At 74.5% G+C, this 15,313-nt stretch carries 5 protein-coding genes; all 5 read left to right on the forward strand.

Annotated features, from left to right (window positions below; translation table 11 throughout):
• Window positions 1–48 precede the first annotated feature (48 nt).
• From asnB to ABZ951_RS19445, 5 genes are read left to right on the forward strand one after another with little or no spacing between them, the layout of a single operon-like run.
• Window positions 49–1,863: an asparagine synthase (glutamine-hydrolyzing) gene (gene asnB / locus ABZ951_RS19425; protein WP_344091907.1), complete on the forward strand. Its 1,815-nt coding sequence runs from the start codon at window positions 49–51 to the stop codon at window positions 1,861–1,863.
• Complete coding sequence (locus ABZ951_RS19430; RefSeq protein ID WP_344091909.1) at window positions 1,860–1,988, forward strand: hypothetical protein; 129 nt, start codon at window positions 1,860–1,862, stop codon at window positions 1,986–1,988. The genes asnB and ABZ951_RS19430 overlap by 4 nt, the downstream gene beginning before the upstream one ends.
• Window positions 1,985–3,712: an amino acid adenylation domain-containing protein gene (locus ABZ951_RS19435; protein ID WP_344091911.1), complete on the forward strand. Its 1,728-nt coding sequence runs from the start codon at window positions 1,985–1,987 to the stop codon at window positions 3,710–3,712. The genes ABZ951_RS19430 and ABZ951_RS19435 overlap by 4 nt, the downstream gene beginning before the upstream one ends.
• Entirely contained in the window at window positions 3,712–5,511 is a 1,800-nt protein-coding gene (locus ABZ951_RS19440; RefSeq protein ID WP_344091913.1) for an acyl-CoA dehydrogenase family protein, read from the forward strand. The genes ABZ951_RS19435 and ABZ951_RS19440 overlap by 1 nt, the downstream gene beginning before the upstream one ends.
• A 14-nt stretch (window positions 5,512–5,525) precedes the next feature.
• Window positions 5,526–15,248: an amino acid adenylation domain-containing protein gene (locus ABZ951_RS19445; RefSeq protein ID WP_344091915.1), complete on the forward strand. Its 9,723-nt coding sequence runs from the start codon at window positions 5,526–5,528 to the stop codon at window positions 15,246–15,248.
• Window positions 15,249–15,313: the final 65 nt, after the last annotated feature.

The following is a 15,313-nucleotide window of genomic DNA, read 5'->3' on the forward strand; positions in this document are numbered from 1 at the left end:
GACGTTCCTTCTTGACGCTCGACGTTTCCTTCCGCGAGAGGTGCTGCTATGTCCGGGATCGCCGGCTGGGTCGACCACCGCCGCGACCTGACCCGCGAGGGCCAGGCCGCGTCGGTGATGACGGCCCGGCTCTCCGCACGCGGCCGTCACGGCGAAGGGCTGTGGACCAGCCGCTCCGCCGTGTTCGGCCACCGCTCCGACGCCCTGGACACGGTGGGTGCGCAGCCCGCCGTGATCCGGGAACACGGCCGGCCGATCGCCGTGATCACCTTCGACGGGGTGCTCTACAACGCCTCCGAACTCCGCTCCCACCTGGCCGCGGACGGCCGCCGGGGCCCGCTGGCCACCGACGCCGACGTGGTCCTGCGCGCCTACCTGCGCTGGGGCCACGCGGTCGCCGAGCGGCTGGAGGGGCTCTTCGCGTTCGCCGTCTGGGACGTCCGGACGTCCGAACTGCTGCTGTGCCGCGACAGGTTCGGGGTCAAACCACTGAGCTACCTGCCGCTGCCGGGCGGGGTGCTGTTCGCCTCGGAGGTGACCGCCCTGGCCGCACACCCGCTGGTGAGCACCGAGCTGGACGCCGAAGGGCTGTGCTCGGTCCTGGCCCAGGTCCGCCGGCCCGGACACGCGGTGCTGCGCGGTCTGCGCGAGGTCAGGCCCGCCCACCTGGTGCGGTGCACGGCGGACGGTATCGTCGAGCGGCGGTACTGGGCGCTTGAGGCCCGTCCGCACACCCAGGACCTGCCGCGGACCATCGAGACCGCGCGCGGCCTGCTCGACGAGGCGATCTCCCGGGAGGCCGGGGCCGGGACACCGGCGGTCCTGCTCTCCGGGGGCCTGGACTCCAGCGCGCTCACCGGTCTGGCCTCGGAGGTCGCGGGCACCGCGCCGCGCACCTTCACGGTCTCCTTCGGGGGCGACGCCGCCGCGGTCCCGGACCGGCCGTTCGCCCAGGCCGTGGTGGACCGGCTGGGCTGCGACCACCGGGAGATCCTGGTCGAGCCGGGCGAGCTGACCGACCCGCTGACCCTGGACGCGGTCCTGGAGGCCAAGGACTTCCCCTCGCCGTTCGGGGACAAGAACCTCACCCCCTACCTGTTCTACCGCCAGGTCGCCGCGCACACGCCGGTGGCCCTCAGCGGGGAGGCCGCCGACGCCGTGTTCGGCGGGCTGATCAGCGAGCAGGAGCGGGCCTCCTCGGAGCACCGCACGTTCCCGTGGATCGAGCGCGCCCGCACCTTCGGGATGACGCACGGCATCGGCAACGGCCTCTTCGACGAGGAACTGCTGCGCGAGGTGGAGTACGCCTCCTTCTGTGCCGAGCGCTACCAGGAGGCCGTGGACGAGGTGCCGCACCTGTCCGGTGCGGCCGGTGACGACCGGCGGGCCCGCGAGCTCGACTACCTGCACATGACCAGGCTGTACGAGCAGGCGGTGAACCATTCCGAGCGGCTGGGCGCCGCCGCGGGCCTCCAGGTCCGCTTCCCCTTCTCCGACCACCGGCTGTTCGGCTACCTCTTCAACGTGCCCTGGCGGATGAAGTCCTTCGACGGCCGGGACAAGAGCCTGCTGAGGGCGATCTCCAAGGATCTGCTGCCGGCCTCGGTGCTGGACCGCCCCAAGGTGCCGTTCCCGATCACCTACCACGCGGGGTACAAGCAGTCGCTGGCCACCCGGCTGCGGGAGGTGCTGGAGGACCCGGGCGCGCCGGTGCTGCCGCTGCTGGACCTGCCCTCCGCCTGGAAGGTGGTGGACGACCCCGGGCTGCTGGACCGCGGAGGCTGGCTGGGGCGGGCCGACACCGAAATGGTGCTCCAGCTGGACGGCTGGCTGCGCAGCCGGCGGATCAGGCTCGCGCTGTGAACGCCATGAACGCCATGAACGCCATGAACGCCATGAACACGGTGCACGCCCTTCCCGCCCGGCGGCGCCGCGCCGCGGCCCGGGCCCTCGCGAGCACCCCGACGCCGAAGAGAGCCCGGCGATGACCGACGTTACGCACACCGAGACCGTCACCGAGACCGACACCGACACCGAGACAGGTGCCGGCCCGGCGGCCGCTGAGATTCCTCCCCACGGTTCCCTCCTCCACCTGCTCTTCGACGAGCAGGCCGCCCGCTCTCCCCACCAGATCGCGGTGCGGGACGCCCGGGGCTCCCTCACCTACGCCCAGCTCGCCCAGAGATCGGACTGGCTTGCCGCACACCTGGCGGAGCGCCTCCCGCGGCCGGGGGAGCTGGTCGGGCTGCACCTGGACCGCGGTACCGACGTGGTCGTCGCGATGCTCGCCGTCCTCAAGAGCGGACACACGTACGTGCCGCTCGACCCCGGCTACCCGGCGGAGCGGCTCCTCTTCACCGCCGGGGACGCCCGTCTCGGCCTGATCGTCTCCGACCAGCCCGTGCCCGCCGACCTCGCGCGGCTGCCGCTCCTGCGCCTGGACGACCTCGTCCAGCCCGCCGCCCCGGTGCCCGCTCCCCGGCCCGCCGTGGACGACGGTGCCCCCGCCTACGTCATCTACACCTCGGGATCGACCGGCCGGCCCAAGGGCGTCCAGGTGCCGCACCGCAACGTGGCGGCCCTGGTGCGGGCCTGCGCCCGCCGCTACGAGCTGCGGAAGGACGACGTCTGGACGCTCTTCCACTCCTATTCCTTCGACTTCTCGGTCTGGGAGATCTGGGGCGCGCTGCTGAGCGGCGGCACCCTGGTCGTGGTGCCGCACCGGACGGCCGCCTCCCCGCAGGCGACGCTCGACCTGCTGAGCAACGAGGGCGTCACCGTCTTCAACGTGGTCCCCTCGGTCTTCCGCCACCTGGTGCGGGCGGCCCGTCGCACCGGGACGACGCCCACGGCCCTGCGCTACGTGATCTTCGGGGGCGAGTCGGTCGACATCCGTGACGTACGGGCGTGGCGGGCGGTGGCCCGCCGGGACACGCGGTTCGTCAACACCTACGGCATCACCGAGGCCACCGTCTTCGTCACCTACCGGCTCTTCACCGACCAGGAGCTGGACCGCGCGCCCGACGCGCCCGAGGGGTCCGCCTTCGCGCTGGACATCGGCGAGCCGCTGGACGGCTGGGAGCTGCGGGTCGTCGGCGAGGACGGCGCGCCGGTCCGCCCCGGCGAGACCGGCGAGATCCTCGTGGCCGGCTCCGGAGTCGCGCTCGGGTACCTGCACCGGCCGGAGCTGACCGCACAGCGGTTTCCGCTGCTGGCGCACCCCGGTGGCGCACCCCGCCGCCACTACCGCAGCGGCGACCTGGCCAGGCTGCTGCCGGACGGCACGTTCTGCTACGCCGGACGGGCCGACGACCAGGTGAAGATCAACGGTTTCCGCATCGAACTCGGCGAGGTCGAGGCCCGGCTCCGGAGCGCCCCGGGCGTCCGGGAACTGGTGGCGGTCAGGACGGTGAGCCGGATCGGCGAGCCGATGCTCACGGCGTTCTACACCACGCCCGACACCGCCCCGCCGGCGGACGGCGGGCACGGCGACCGGGAGCAGGCGGAGCGGCTGACCGCCCACGCGCGCCAAGTGCTGCCCGCGCACATGGTTCCCGGGCGGTTCGTGCGCCTGGGCGAGCTGCCGGTCAACCCCTCCGGCAAGACCGACCGCAAGGCGCTCTCCGCGTGGCCGGGGCAGGCCGCCCCGCCACCGCCCGCCGACTCCCCGGCAGCAGGCCCCGCACCGGTACGCACCCCCGAAGGACTGTGATGGCTCCACGCACCCGCAACCTCGCCAGCGACCCCGACCGGCCCAGCTTCCTGGAGGAGCTGTACCAGGGCCGGTTCCGCTGGGACCTGATCCACCCGTTCCCCGAACAGCAGCCGGCCGACCGCGAGCGCGGTGACGGCGCGGTGGCCGAGGTCGGCTCCTTCCTGCGCGAGCGCGTCGACGCCACCGACGTCGACGTGCGGGGCAGCCTGCCCGACGGCTTCCTGACGGAGCTGGCCGGCCACGGCTACCTCAAGTTGCAGACCGGCGCCGAGACCGGCGGCCGCGGCCTGTCCTCGTTCAACACCTTCCGGGTGATCGAGGAGGCGGCCTCCTGGTGCCTGCCGGTCGCGGTTCTGATGGGCATCGAGAACGCCCTGGGGGCCAGTGCCTTCCTGCGGGTGCTGCCCCCCGGCCCCCTCGCCGACCGGGTTCGCGCCCACGTCCTGTCGGGGGGCCTGTCGGGGACCGCCGACACCGAGCCCGCCGGCGCCGCCAACCAGGGGCGCACCACGACGGCCACCCTTGTGGAGGACGGCGCCGCCTACCTGCTCAACGGGCGGAAGATCCAGGTCGTCAACGCACCGGCCGGAGACCTGTTCAGCGTCACGGCCTCGGTGCGGGAAGCGGACGGCACCGAGCGGAACCGGCTCTTCTTCGTCGACGCCGCCACACCGGGGGTGCGGCGCAGCGGCCCGCAGGAGCTGATGGGCCTGCGCGGTCTGCCGTTCGGGGGCCTCGACCTGGAGAACGTCCGGGTCCCGGCGGAGCTGGCCCTCGCCGAACCCGACCCGGAGCACACCTCGCGGCTCACCCCGGCGGTCTCGCTGCTGGTGGTCCGCGGCCGCCTGTACATCATCGCCGCACCCGCGCTGGCCGCCGCGAAGCTCTGCCTGGGCTGGGCGCACGACTTCGTGGCGCGCCGTTCGGTGGACGGCCGGGGACTGGGGGAGTACGAGGAGATCCGGCGCCGGCTGGCCGAGTCGCGGGCCGAGACCTTCGCCCTGGAGAGCACCGCCCGCTGGAGCCTGCTCGGCGAGGACCAAGGGGCGGCCGTCAATCTCAAGTTCGAGCAGAACGCGTCGAAGAACATCTGCTCGGTGCTCGGCTGGCGGATCGTCGAACGGACGCTGTCCATGCTGGCGGGCGAGGGTTACGAGACCGCGCAGAGCAAGCAGCGCCGACAGGTCACCCCCGCCCCCCTGGAGCGGGCCTTCCGCGACGTCCGCGGCCTGCGGATCACCGGCGGTGTGGACTTCCTGCTCGACAACTGGAGTGCCGGCCGGACCCTGCTGTCCTACTACTACCCCGAGCCCGACCACGCCGCCGAGCTCGCCGAGGAGCAGGCCCCGCCCGCGGCCTTCGGCGACGACCACGCGCTGTCGGAACGCAACCGGGAACACCTGCGCTTCGTGCGGGAACAGGTGCACCGCTTCGGTCACGACTGCCTGGAGCTGGTCCGCCGCCATCCGCGGCGGGCGGAACTGATGGCCAGGCAGCGCCTGCTGATCCTGCTCAACCGCACCGCCACCGAGCTGCTGACGATGTCGCTCACTCTGGCCCGCGCCGCGAGCGCGACCACCGCCGGGCAGCAGGACGTCCAGGACCTCGCCGACGTGTACTGCACCGCGGCCAGGGCCCGGCTCGCCGCACTGCTCCACCGGCGTCACCAGGAGTACGGGCCCGGCGCCGTCCACGACGCCGTCGCCCGGCTGGCCGGCACCCCGCCGACCGCGCAGGAACCGACCCACCCGACCCACGACGTGACCACCGCCGAAGCCCGCGGGACCGGCCGATGAGTGAGGAACCGACGATGACCGACACCCATGGGGCGGCCGGCCCGCACACCACCGGAGGCACGGGCGGCGCGGCCGTCACCGAACTCCCGCTCTCGGTCGGCCAGGAGGCCATGTGGATCTCCTGGCGGCTCGACCCCCGACAGTGGAGCCACATCATCCCCACCCCGTTCCGGATCGAGGGCACCCTTGCCCCCGACCGGCTGCGGCAGGCCGTCACCGCCCTCGGCACGGCCTACCCGCACCTGCGGGCCCGCGTCGCGGACGGCCCGGCGGGCCCGCACCTCACCTGGGCCGACGCGCCACCGATCCCGGTGACCGAACACACCGTCACCGGCGGCATGGAAGAAGCGGTCCGCCGCACCTGGCAACAGCCCTTCGACCTGACCAGCGGCCCCCTGGCCCGCGTCGACGTGCTGCACGGCGACGAGGGCAGCGTGCTGCTCATCGCCGTGCACCACCTCGTCCACGACGGGGCGTCCATCCTCCTGCTGCTCGACGCGCTGCGCGGGGCCTACGCCGGGCACGCACCGGCACCGGCCGACCACATCGGGCCGCTGACGGCCTACGCCCGGCGCTCGCGCGAGCTGGCCGACACTCCCGCCGGTGACGCCCAGCGCGCCCACTGGCGCACCGCGCTGGGCACCGGCACCACCTTCGAGCTGCCCGCCTCGGTGGACGAGCCCGGCTACACGGTCCTGAGCACCGAGGTGCCCGCCGCGCTGGTGCCCCGGCTGCGGGAGCGGGCCGGCGAGCTGGGAGTGTCCTACTTCACCGTGCTCCTCGGCGGCTACTTCGCACTGCTGCGGCGCTTCGCCGGCGAGGACGACCTGCTGGCGTCGATCCCCTTCCACGGCCGCTCCCGGCAAGAACTCCGCGACAAGATCGGCTACTTCGTCAACGCGCTGCCGATCCGCCGGCAGGTCCGCGGCACGGACAGCTACGCGGACCTCATCCGCACCCTGCGCGACGAGGTACGGGCCGCGACGGCCCACGGCGACCTGCCGCTGCCCGCGATCCTGCGCGAGGCCGGCCTCACCGGATGGCAGGCCCGCGCCCGCACCCACCAGACCGTCTTCCAGTACTGGCACGCCGGGCTGCGCGAGGACATCGACGTACAGCGCCTCGAACTGCGCGCGGCCGGCGCCCCGCACGGCGCCTCGTGCTTCCTGAGCCTGCTCGACATGGAAAGCAGCGCCGACTACACGCTCGCGGTCATGGTCCGGGAGGACAGCGCCGGCACCCACGTGCTGTGGAAGGACCCTGCCGGCGCGGTCGGCCGCACCCTGCTGGCGCTGATGGCACAGCACTACACCGAGGTGCTGACCGCGATCGCGGAGAACCCGCACGCCCTGGTGGCCACCCTCGGCGAGCGGGTCGCCACCACCGGAGGCCCGGTGAACGCCCGTGAGGCGGCCCGGCTGTTCGAGAACCACCCGGCGGTCATCCGGGCCGTGGTGACACCGACCGGCGGCGACGCCGACCTCGCGGCCCGCCTGACCCTCGACGAGGCCGCGGACCCTCGCGCGGTGACGGCCGCGGCGTCGGCCCTGCTGCGCGAGCGGCTCGGCGAGCGGGCGCCGCGGGTCCGGTTCGGCACGGCCGCCCCGGCCGCCCCCGACACCGGCCGGAGCGCCCCGGCGGACAGCACCACCACGGCCGTGCTGGTCGAGCTCTGGCAGGACGTCCTGGGCATCGACGGGATCACCGCCGACGACTCCTTCTTCGAACTCGGCGGCCACTCCCTGCTCGCCGTCGAACTCGTCGAGACGGTGTCCCGGCACTTCGGCGTCGACACCCCCGTACGCGTCCTCTTCGAGCACCCCCGGCTCAACGACTTCGCCACCCACCTCGACCGGCTGCGCGGCACCCCCGCGGCCCAGGACACCGAGCCGACGGAGGCACCGGACCCGGTCGGCACGGCCGGTGTGCCGGAGGCCGGCACGGCCGGTGTACCGGACGAGCGGCAGCCCTCGTTCCCCGCCTCCGGCTTCCAGGAGCGGATCTGGCTGGCCGAGCGGCTGGAGCCGGGCACCGCCGCCTACAACGTCCCGCTCGCCTGGCGCCTCGCCGGCGGGCTGGAAGCCGGCGCCCTCGGCCGCGCGCTGGCCCTGCTGGTGTCCCGGCACGAGATCCTGCGCACCTCCTTCGTGGAGCACGACGGACGCCTGCGCCAGGTCGTCGGCGCACCGTGGAACCCGCGACCGGACGTCCTCGACCTGCGCGGCCGCCACGATCAGGACGAGGCGCTCCAGGAGTGGCTCAACCGCCTGGCGCACCACGAGTTCGACCCCGCCTCCGGGCGGCTGCTGACCGCGGGCCTGGCCCAGCTGGACGAAGGCGACCAGGTGCTCTTCGTCTGCCTGCACCACCTGGTGTGGGACGGGGAGTCGGCCGCGGTCTTCCTGCGCGAGCTCGCCGACTGCTACGCCGCCGCCGACCCGGCCGCGACGCCGCCTCGGGCTCCCGCCACCGCGCCCGCCGGTACCCCTGCTGCCGCCCCCGCTCCGGAAGCGGTCCGCCCGGCCTCCGCGCACCAGGAACGCATGGGCTTCATCGACCACTTCGAACGCGGCGTGGTCTACGAGGGCCCGCCCGTCTACCACAACCTGCCGCTGTACGTGCGCCTCGCCCGGACGCCCGACCCTGCGCCCCTGCACGCTGCCGTGACCCGCGTCGAGCTGGCCCACGAAGCGCTGCGGACCAACCTGGTCCTCACCGACGGCCGGATCACCCAGCACGTCAGCACCGGACCCCGGCTGGCACCCCAGTGGCTCGACCCCCGGCCCGGCGACGGCGAAGCGGTGCCGGCGTCCCTGCGCGAGTGGGCGGCGAACCCCTTCGACCTGGCCACGGAACCGCTGCTGCGCATAGCCGTCCAGCCGTCCGCCGACGGAGGAGCGTGGCTGGCCCTGGCCGGCCACCAGGCGGTGGTCGACCGCGTCTCCCTGACCGTCATCGCCGAACAGCTGCTGTCCGCCCCCGACGGCCCGCCGGCCCCCGCGCGCAGCTACCAGGACTGGCTCGACAGCGTCGCGCCGGACCGCAAACAGCACGACCTCGCGGCACGCGCGCAGGAACTCGCCGGGGAGATCGACCCGCTCCGGCTGCCCGAACGCCGCCCGCGCCAGGCCGTGCACATCTACCAGGAACAGTCCGTCCCCCTGCGGCTGCCGGCCACCCTGCCCCTCGCCCGCTTCGCCCGTGAACAGGGGCTGAGTCAGGAGGAGGTGCTGCTCGCCGCCTTCACCGTCCTGCTGAGCTGGTACTCGGGTCAGGAGGAGATGGTGCTCGGCGTCGCCGACACCGGCCGCCGGGAGGGCGACGAGGAGATCGTCGGCCCGCTCGCGAACCTCCTGCCGCTGCGCCTGCGCGCCACGGCCGCGGCCCCCTTCCACGAGGTGGCCGCCGCGGCGGGCCACGCCCTCGGCCTCGCCCGCCGGCACCCGCTGGCGCCCTTCGACGAGCTCGTGGCACGCGTCGACCCCGACAAGGACATGAGCAGGACCGCGCTGTTCGACGTGTTCTTCTGCTACGCGGCCGGGGCGCGCACGCTCACCTGCCCCGACGGCACCCGCGCCGACCTCTTCGAGGAGGGCGGCGGCTACGGCAAGTACGACCTGACGCTCTTCCTGCGGCCCGACGGCCCCGCGCTGGACGGACGGCTCGTCTTCAACGACCTGTACTTCGACCCGGCACAGATCCAGCTGATGGCCGAGCACTACGCGCGGCTGCTGGAACAGCTGCTGGCCGCGCCCGAGCGCCCCGTCGGGGAGTGCGATCCGCTGACTGAGCGGGAGAAGCACACCCAGCTGGCGGTGTGGAACGCCACCGACGCCGACTACCCGCGAACCACCCTGCACGCGCTGGTCCGCGAACAGGCCGCGGCCCGCCCCCGGGCGGTGGCCCTCAGCCACGGGGAAGAGCGGCGCACCTACGCCGAACTGCAGTCCCGCGCCGAGCTGCTGGCCGACGCCCTGGTGGCGCACGGCGTCCGGCCGGGCGAACTGGTGGCCCTGCTGCTGCCGCGCGGAACAGCGCAGGCCGAGGCGATGCTGGCGGTCCTGCTGGCCGGCGCGGCCTACCTGCCGATCGACCCCTCGGTGCCCACCGAGCGCCAGGCGTTCATCCTCGCCGACTCCGGCACCCGCTGGGCGGTGACGGCCGACGCGCAGGACGCGGACCGCCTCGGCTTCACCGGAAGCGCGTGGACCGTCGATCAGCTCATGGCGCTTCCGCACGCCGCGGGAGCGGCGCTGCCCGAGACCGGCCCCGACTCGCCCGCCTACTGCATCTACACCTCCGGCACCACCGGACGCCCCAAGGGCGTGGTGGTCAGCCACCGCAACGCCGTACGGCTGATCAGCAACGACCGCTTCCCGTTCACCTTCGGCCCCGCCGACGTGTGGACCATGTTCCACTCGTACGCCTTCGACTTCTCGGTGTGGGAGCTGTTCTGCGGGCTGGCCCACGGCGGCCGGGTCGTCATCGTCCCCGAGGACACGGCGCGCGACGCACGGCAGTTCTGGGAACTGCTCGGGCGCGAGCGGGTGACCGTGCTCAACCAGACCCCCAGCGCCTTCCGGCAACTGCTCGCGGCGGAACGCGCGGTGGAGGCGGAGGCCGCGGCCCCGCTCGACCACCTGCGCTACGTGATCTTCGGCGGGGAGCAGCTCCACCCCGCCATGCTGGGCGGCTGGCTGGAGCGCCGCCCGCACGTGCGCATGGTCAACATGTACGGGATCACCGAGACCACGGTGCACGCGACCGTGCGGACCGTCACCCGGGCGGACGCGGACGCCGACCGCAGCGTGATCGGCACACCGATCCCGACCACGACCGTCCGCCTGGTCGACCCGCACACGGGCAAGCGACTGCTGCCGGTGGGAGCGGTCGGTGAGATCATGGTCGGCGGCGCGGGCGTCACCGGGGGCTACCTGAAGCGCCCCGAGCTGACCGCCGAGCGCTTCGTGCCCGACCCGTTCGGCGAGGGCACCCTCTTCCGCAGCGGTGACCTGGCCCGCTACCGCCCGGACGGCTCGCTGGAGTACCTGGGCCGCGGCGACTCCCAGATTCAGCTGCGCGGGTACCGGATCGAGCTCGGCGAGATCGAGTCCTGCCTGCGCGAGCACCCGGCCGTCGAGCAGGCCACCGTGCTGGTCGAGGACGACCGGCTCGTCGCCTACCTCCAGCCCGCGGGCGAGGTGCCGGCCGTGGCACAGCTGCGGCAGCACCTGGGGGCCAAACTGCCCTCCTACATGATCCCCGCCCGGTTCCGCACCGTGGCGGAGATCCGGCTGACCCCCAACGGCAAGCTGGACACGGCCGCCCTGCACGCCACCGGCGTGGCCCTGGAGAGCACCGGGACGGGCGAGCCGCGCACCGCCACCGCGCGGGCCCTGGCCGCCGTATGGGCCGAACTGCTGGCCGTCTCCTCGGTCGGCGCCGAGGACTCCTTCTTCGCCCTCGGCGGACACTCCCTGCTGGCCGTACGCCTGCTGAGCCGGATCACCCGCGAGTTCGGCCCCACCCTGCCGCTGCGCAGCCTGTTCGAGTGCCCCCGGCTGCAGGACTTCGCCGACCTCGTCGACGCCCAGGGGGGCAGCGCCCCCGCGACCGCCCCGCCCGCCGAGCGGGAACCCGCCGGTGACCTGCTGCCCGCCGCCGGCTTCCAGGAACGCATCTGGCTGGCCGAGCGCGCCGCCCCCGACGAAGCCCGCTACAACGTGGTGCTCGCCTGGCGGGCCCCGGGCGGCCTGGACACCGCGCTGCTGCGCCGGGCCCTGGCGGAGCTGACCCAGCGTCAGGAAATTCTGCGGACCGCCTTCGTGGAGCGCGAGGGCCGGCTGTGCCAGCTGGTCGGCGAGCCCTGGAGCCCCGAACCGGAGCTGCTGGACCTGCGCGCCGCCGCCACGCCCGACGCCGGACTGCGCACCTGGCTCGACCGGGCAGCGAACCGGCCCTTCGACCCCGCCTCGGGCCGGCTCCTGCGGGTGGCCCTGGCCGACACCGGCGGCACCGGCCACGTCCTGATGCTGTGCCTGCACCACCTCGTGGTCGACGGCGAGTCGGTCCCGGTGCTGCTGCGCGAGCTGGAACGGTGCTGGCAGGCCGCCGCGACGGGCCGGGAGGCCGAGCCGCCCGCCGTCCAGTACCGCGACTTCGTGGCGGACCAGGAGAGCGCGCGCCACAGCGCCCGGCGCACCGCCGACCTCGCCCACGGCGCGCGCCGGCTCGCCGGCGCCCCCGCACACACCCACCTGCCCGAGCCCGCGGAGACCGGACCCGACGGCGCGGTGGCCGTCCCGCTGCCCGCGGGCACCATGGCGCGGCTGCGCCGCCTGCAGGCCGAGCACGGCGTGTCCTGGTTCATGGCGGCCGCCACGGCACTGGCGGCCCTGCTGCACTCCTGGACCGGCCGGCCGGACATCACCTTCGGCGTGCCCGTCTCCACCCGTGACCGCGGCCGCTTCGCCGAACTGCTCGGCCCCTGCCTGGACCTGACGGTCCTGCGCTCCCGCCCCGCCGAGCACGGCACCGTACGCGACCTGTTGCAGGCGATGCGATCCGAGGTGCTGGACGTCTTCGAGCACCCCGACGCCCCGTTCGACGAGCTGGTGGAGCACCTGCGGCCCGAGCGGCTCCCCGGCCGGACGCCCTACGCCGACGTCGCCCTGAACATGAACCTGCTCAGCGGCCGCCGTACCGTACTGGGCACCAGCGAGCTGATCCCCCTGTTCTTCGACTCCTTCTGGGAGAAGGAGACCAAGTTCGCGCTGACCGTGACCCTCTCCGAGCAGGACGGCGTGCTGTCCGGCGCGTTCTCCTACCGCGGCCACCGCTTCGCGGCCGAGGACGTGCGCGCACTGGCCGGAGCCTTCGGCGCGCTGCTCTCCGAGCTGCCCGAGCTCCTGGACCTGCAACTGGACGAGCTCGGGCTGCCGGCCCCGGGCGCCGGCGCCCCGTCCCGGCCCGCACCGGTGCACGGGACCCGCCCGGAGGAGCCCGCCGCCATCACCCCGGGCGGCCGGATCCAGTACCGGGACTACGTCGCGGCCCAGGAGGCCCGCCGGGACAGCGCCGGGCGGGCCGCCGACCTCGCCTACTGGGCCGAACACCTCGCCGGAGCCCCGCCCTACCTGGACTTCCCCGCCCCCCGCGAGCCCGGGCCCAACGGCGCCGTGCCGATCCCGCTGGCCGAGGGTCTGCTGGACCGCTGGCGCCCCCTGCAACAGGAGCACGGCTTCACCCCGTACCTGACGGCCGCCACGGCGCTGGCAGCCCTGCTGCACCGCTGGACCGGCCAGGACGACGTCGTCTTCGCCGGCCCCCTCACCCACCGCGACGCCCCCGAGCTCGCCGAACTGCTGGGCCCGTGCCTGGACACCATGGCACTGCGCTCGCGCACCGCCGGGACCACCACGGTGCTCGACCTGCTGCACGCGATGCGCGGCGAACTCATGGGCGCCTTCGAACACCGCGGCGCGCCCTTCGAGGACATCATCGACCGCCTCAACCCTGCCCGCCGGCCCGGCCGCACCCCTTACGCGGACATCCAGCTGAGCCTGGAGAGCGCGGGAGGCGAGCCGCCCACCCTCGCGGGCCGCGCGCTCACCCCCTTCGCCTTCGACCGGCAGGGCGCCGGATTCATCGGCAAGCTCGGCCTGACCGTGGTCCTCACCGTGTGCGACGGCACGATGAGCGGCACGCTCACCTACCGCGGCGACCGCTACCGCCCGGCCGACGCCGCCCTGTTCGCCGAGCTCCTCGGCCGAGCGATGAACACGCTCCTCGACCACCTGCACGTCCCCATCGGCGAGATCGACCTGACCGGCACCGACCCGGTCCGACCGCACGACGGGGAGCGGGGCCCGGTCGCGGCACCCGTCACCACCGTGCCCGAACTGGTCGCCCGCCGGTGCGAGGAGCACCCGGACGCGCCCGCCGTCGAGACGGCCGCCGGCCCGCTCGACTACCGTCAGCTGGCCGAGCGGGCCACGGCCCTCGCCGACCGCATACGCCCGCACCTGCACGGCACCGAACCCGTGGTCGCCCTGGTGCTGGGGCGCGGCGCGGAACTGCCGGTCGCCATGCTGGCCGCCTGGCGGGCGGGCGCCGCGTTCTGCCCGATCGAGCCGGGGCAGCCCCCGGCCCGGGTCGACCTCATCCTGGACGACCTGGAGGCGTGCGCGGTCCTGACCGACGACCCCGCGGTGCGCGAGCGGCTGAGCGACGCGGGCCGCACGGTGCTCGACGTCACCGGACACGCAGCCACCGGGCAGCGCACCGCCGCATCCGCACTCCCGCCGCACGCCCCGGACCCGGAATCCCTGGCCTGCGTCATCTACACCTCCGGCACCACCGGCGAACCCAAGGGCGTCGCGGTCCGCCACCGCGGCCTCGCCCAGCTCGTCCTCTGGGGCCGCGAGTCCTTCGGCCTCGCACCGGGCGACCGGATCGGCCAGGTACTCAGCCCCGGCTTCGACGCCTCGCAGTGGGACATCTGGTCGGCCCTCACCTCAGGGGCCTGCCTGGTGCCGCTGGAGGGCCCGATGGTCGTCCCCGCCCTGCCGGGCTGGCTGGACGAGCGACGGATCACGGCCTGCATGGTCATGGCCCCCCTCGCCGAGGCGATGTGGACCGCCGGCACCCCCGCCCCCCGCCACCTGCGCCACCTCCTGGTCGGCGGAGCGGCCCTCACCATGTGGCCGCCGGCCGGACTCACCTACCGGGTACGGAACGTCTACGGGCCGACCGAGACCACGGTCCTGGCCCTGCACCACGAACTGACCGCCGACGGCGAGGGCCCGCTGAACCGGCTCGGCCGCCCGCTCGCGGGCTACACAGCCCTGATCCTCGACCCCCGGGGACGGCGCTGCCCCGCCGGAGTGGTCGGCGAGATCTGCGTGGGCGGCTCCGGCGTGGCCAGGGGCTACTGGCGACGCCCCGGCCTCACCGCCGAACGCTTCCTGCCCAGCGGCCCGGACGGTGCCCCCGGGCCGCTCTACCGCACCGGCGACCTCGGACGCCGGCTGGCCGACGGAACCGTCGAATACCTCGGCCGCGCCGACCGGCAGGTCAAGATCCGCGGGTACCGGATCGAGCCGGGCGAGATCGAGTCCGTCCTGCTGGAACAGCCCGAGGTGGCCCAGGCGCTGGTCCACGCGGACCCCCGGCGCTCACCGTCCCTGGTGGCCTACCTCGTGCCCCGGGCGGAGCCGCGCCCGGGCACCGCGGAAGTGGCCCGGCGGCTGCGGTCCCGCCTCCCCGCCTTCATGGTCCCCGAGGCTGTGATCTGGCTCGACGCCCTGCCGCTGAAGTCCAACGGCAAGGTCGACGAGGCCCGGCTGCCGCGCCCGCGGCGCGAGGACCTGGGTGCCCCCGCGGCCTGGGTCGCGCCCGAGGCGGGTCTCGCGCAGCGGATCGCCGAGGTGTGGTCGCACGTGCTGGGCCTGGCCCGGGTCGGCGCCCACGACAACTTCTACGACCTCGGCGGCAACTCGCTGCTCCTGGCCAAGCTGCACAGCCAGTTGAGCGCCGCACTGGGCCGGGACCTGCCGATCTCGCAGCTGTTCGAACACCCGACGGTCGCGGCCCTCGCGGACGCGCTCGCCGACCGCGCGCAGCCGGACGCCCGGCCGCTGGACGGCCCGGGCGCCAAACGGGTCGACATGCGCGAGCGGGCGGCCCGGGCCAGGACCGCGGCCGCCGCTCTCCAGGCGCAACGCCGCCGACGGTGACGGCGCCCCCGCCCGGCCCGTGCCACCTCTGCGTGCCCTTCCCGGGCACGGCGGCACGGGCCGGG

Origin of the sequence: Streptomyces sp. NPDC046215, from assembly GCF_040646215.1 — a bacterium.
GTDB classification, from domain to species: domain Bacteria; phylum Actinomycetota; class Actinomycetes; order Streptomycetales; family Streptomycetaceae; genus Streptomyces; species Streptomyces stramineus.

Excerpts from the sequence above, each read along its gene's own strand:
- asnB (WP_344091907.1), top strand. The coding sequence starts at position 49 with ATGTCCGGGATCGCCGGCTGGGTCGACCACCGCCGCGACCTGACCCGC.
- ABZ951_RS19435 (WP_344091911.1), top strand. The coding sequence starts at position 1,985 with ATGACCGACGTTACGCACACCGAGACCGTCACCGAGACCGACACCGAC.
- ABZ951_RS19440 (WP_344091913.1), top strand. The coding sequence starts at position 3,712 with ATGGCTCCACGCACCCGCAACCTCGCCAGCGACCCCGACCGGCCCAGC.
- ABZ951_RS19445 (WP_344091915.1), top strand. The coding sequence starts at position 5,526 with ATGACCGACACCCATGGGGCGGCCGGCCCGCACACCACCGGAGGCACG.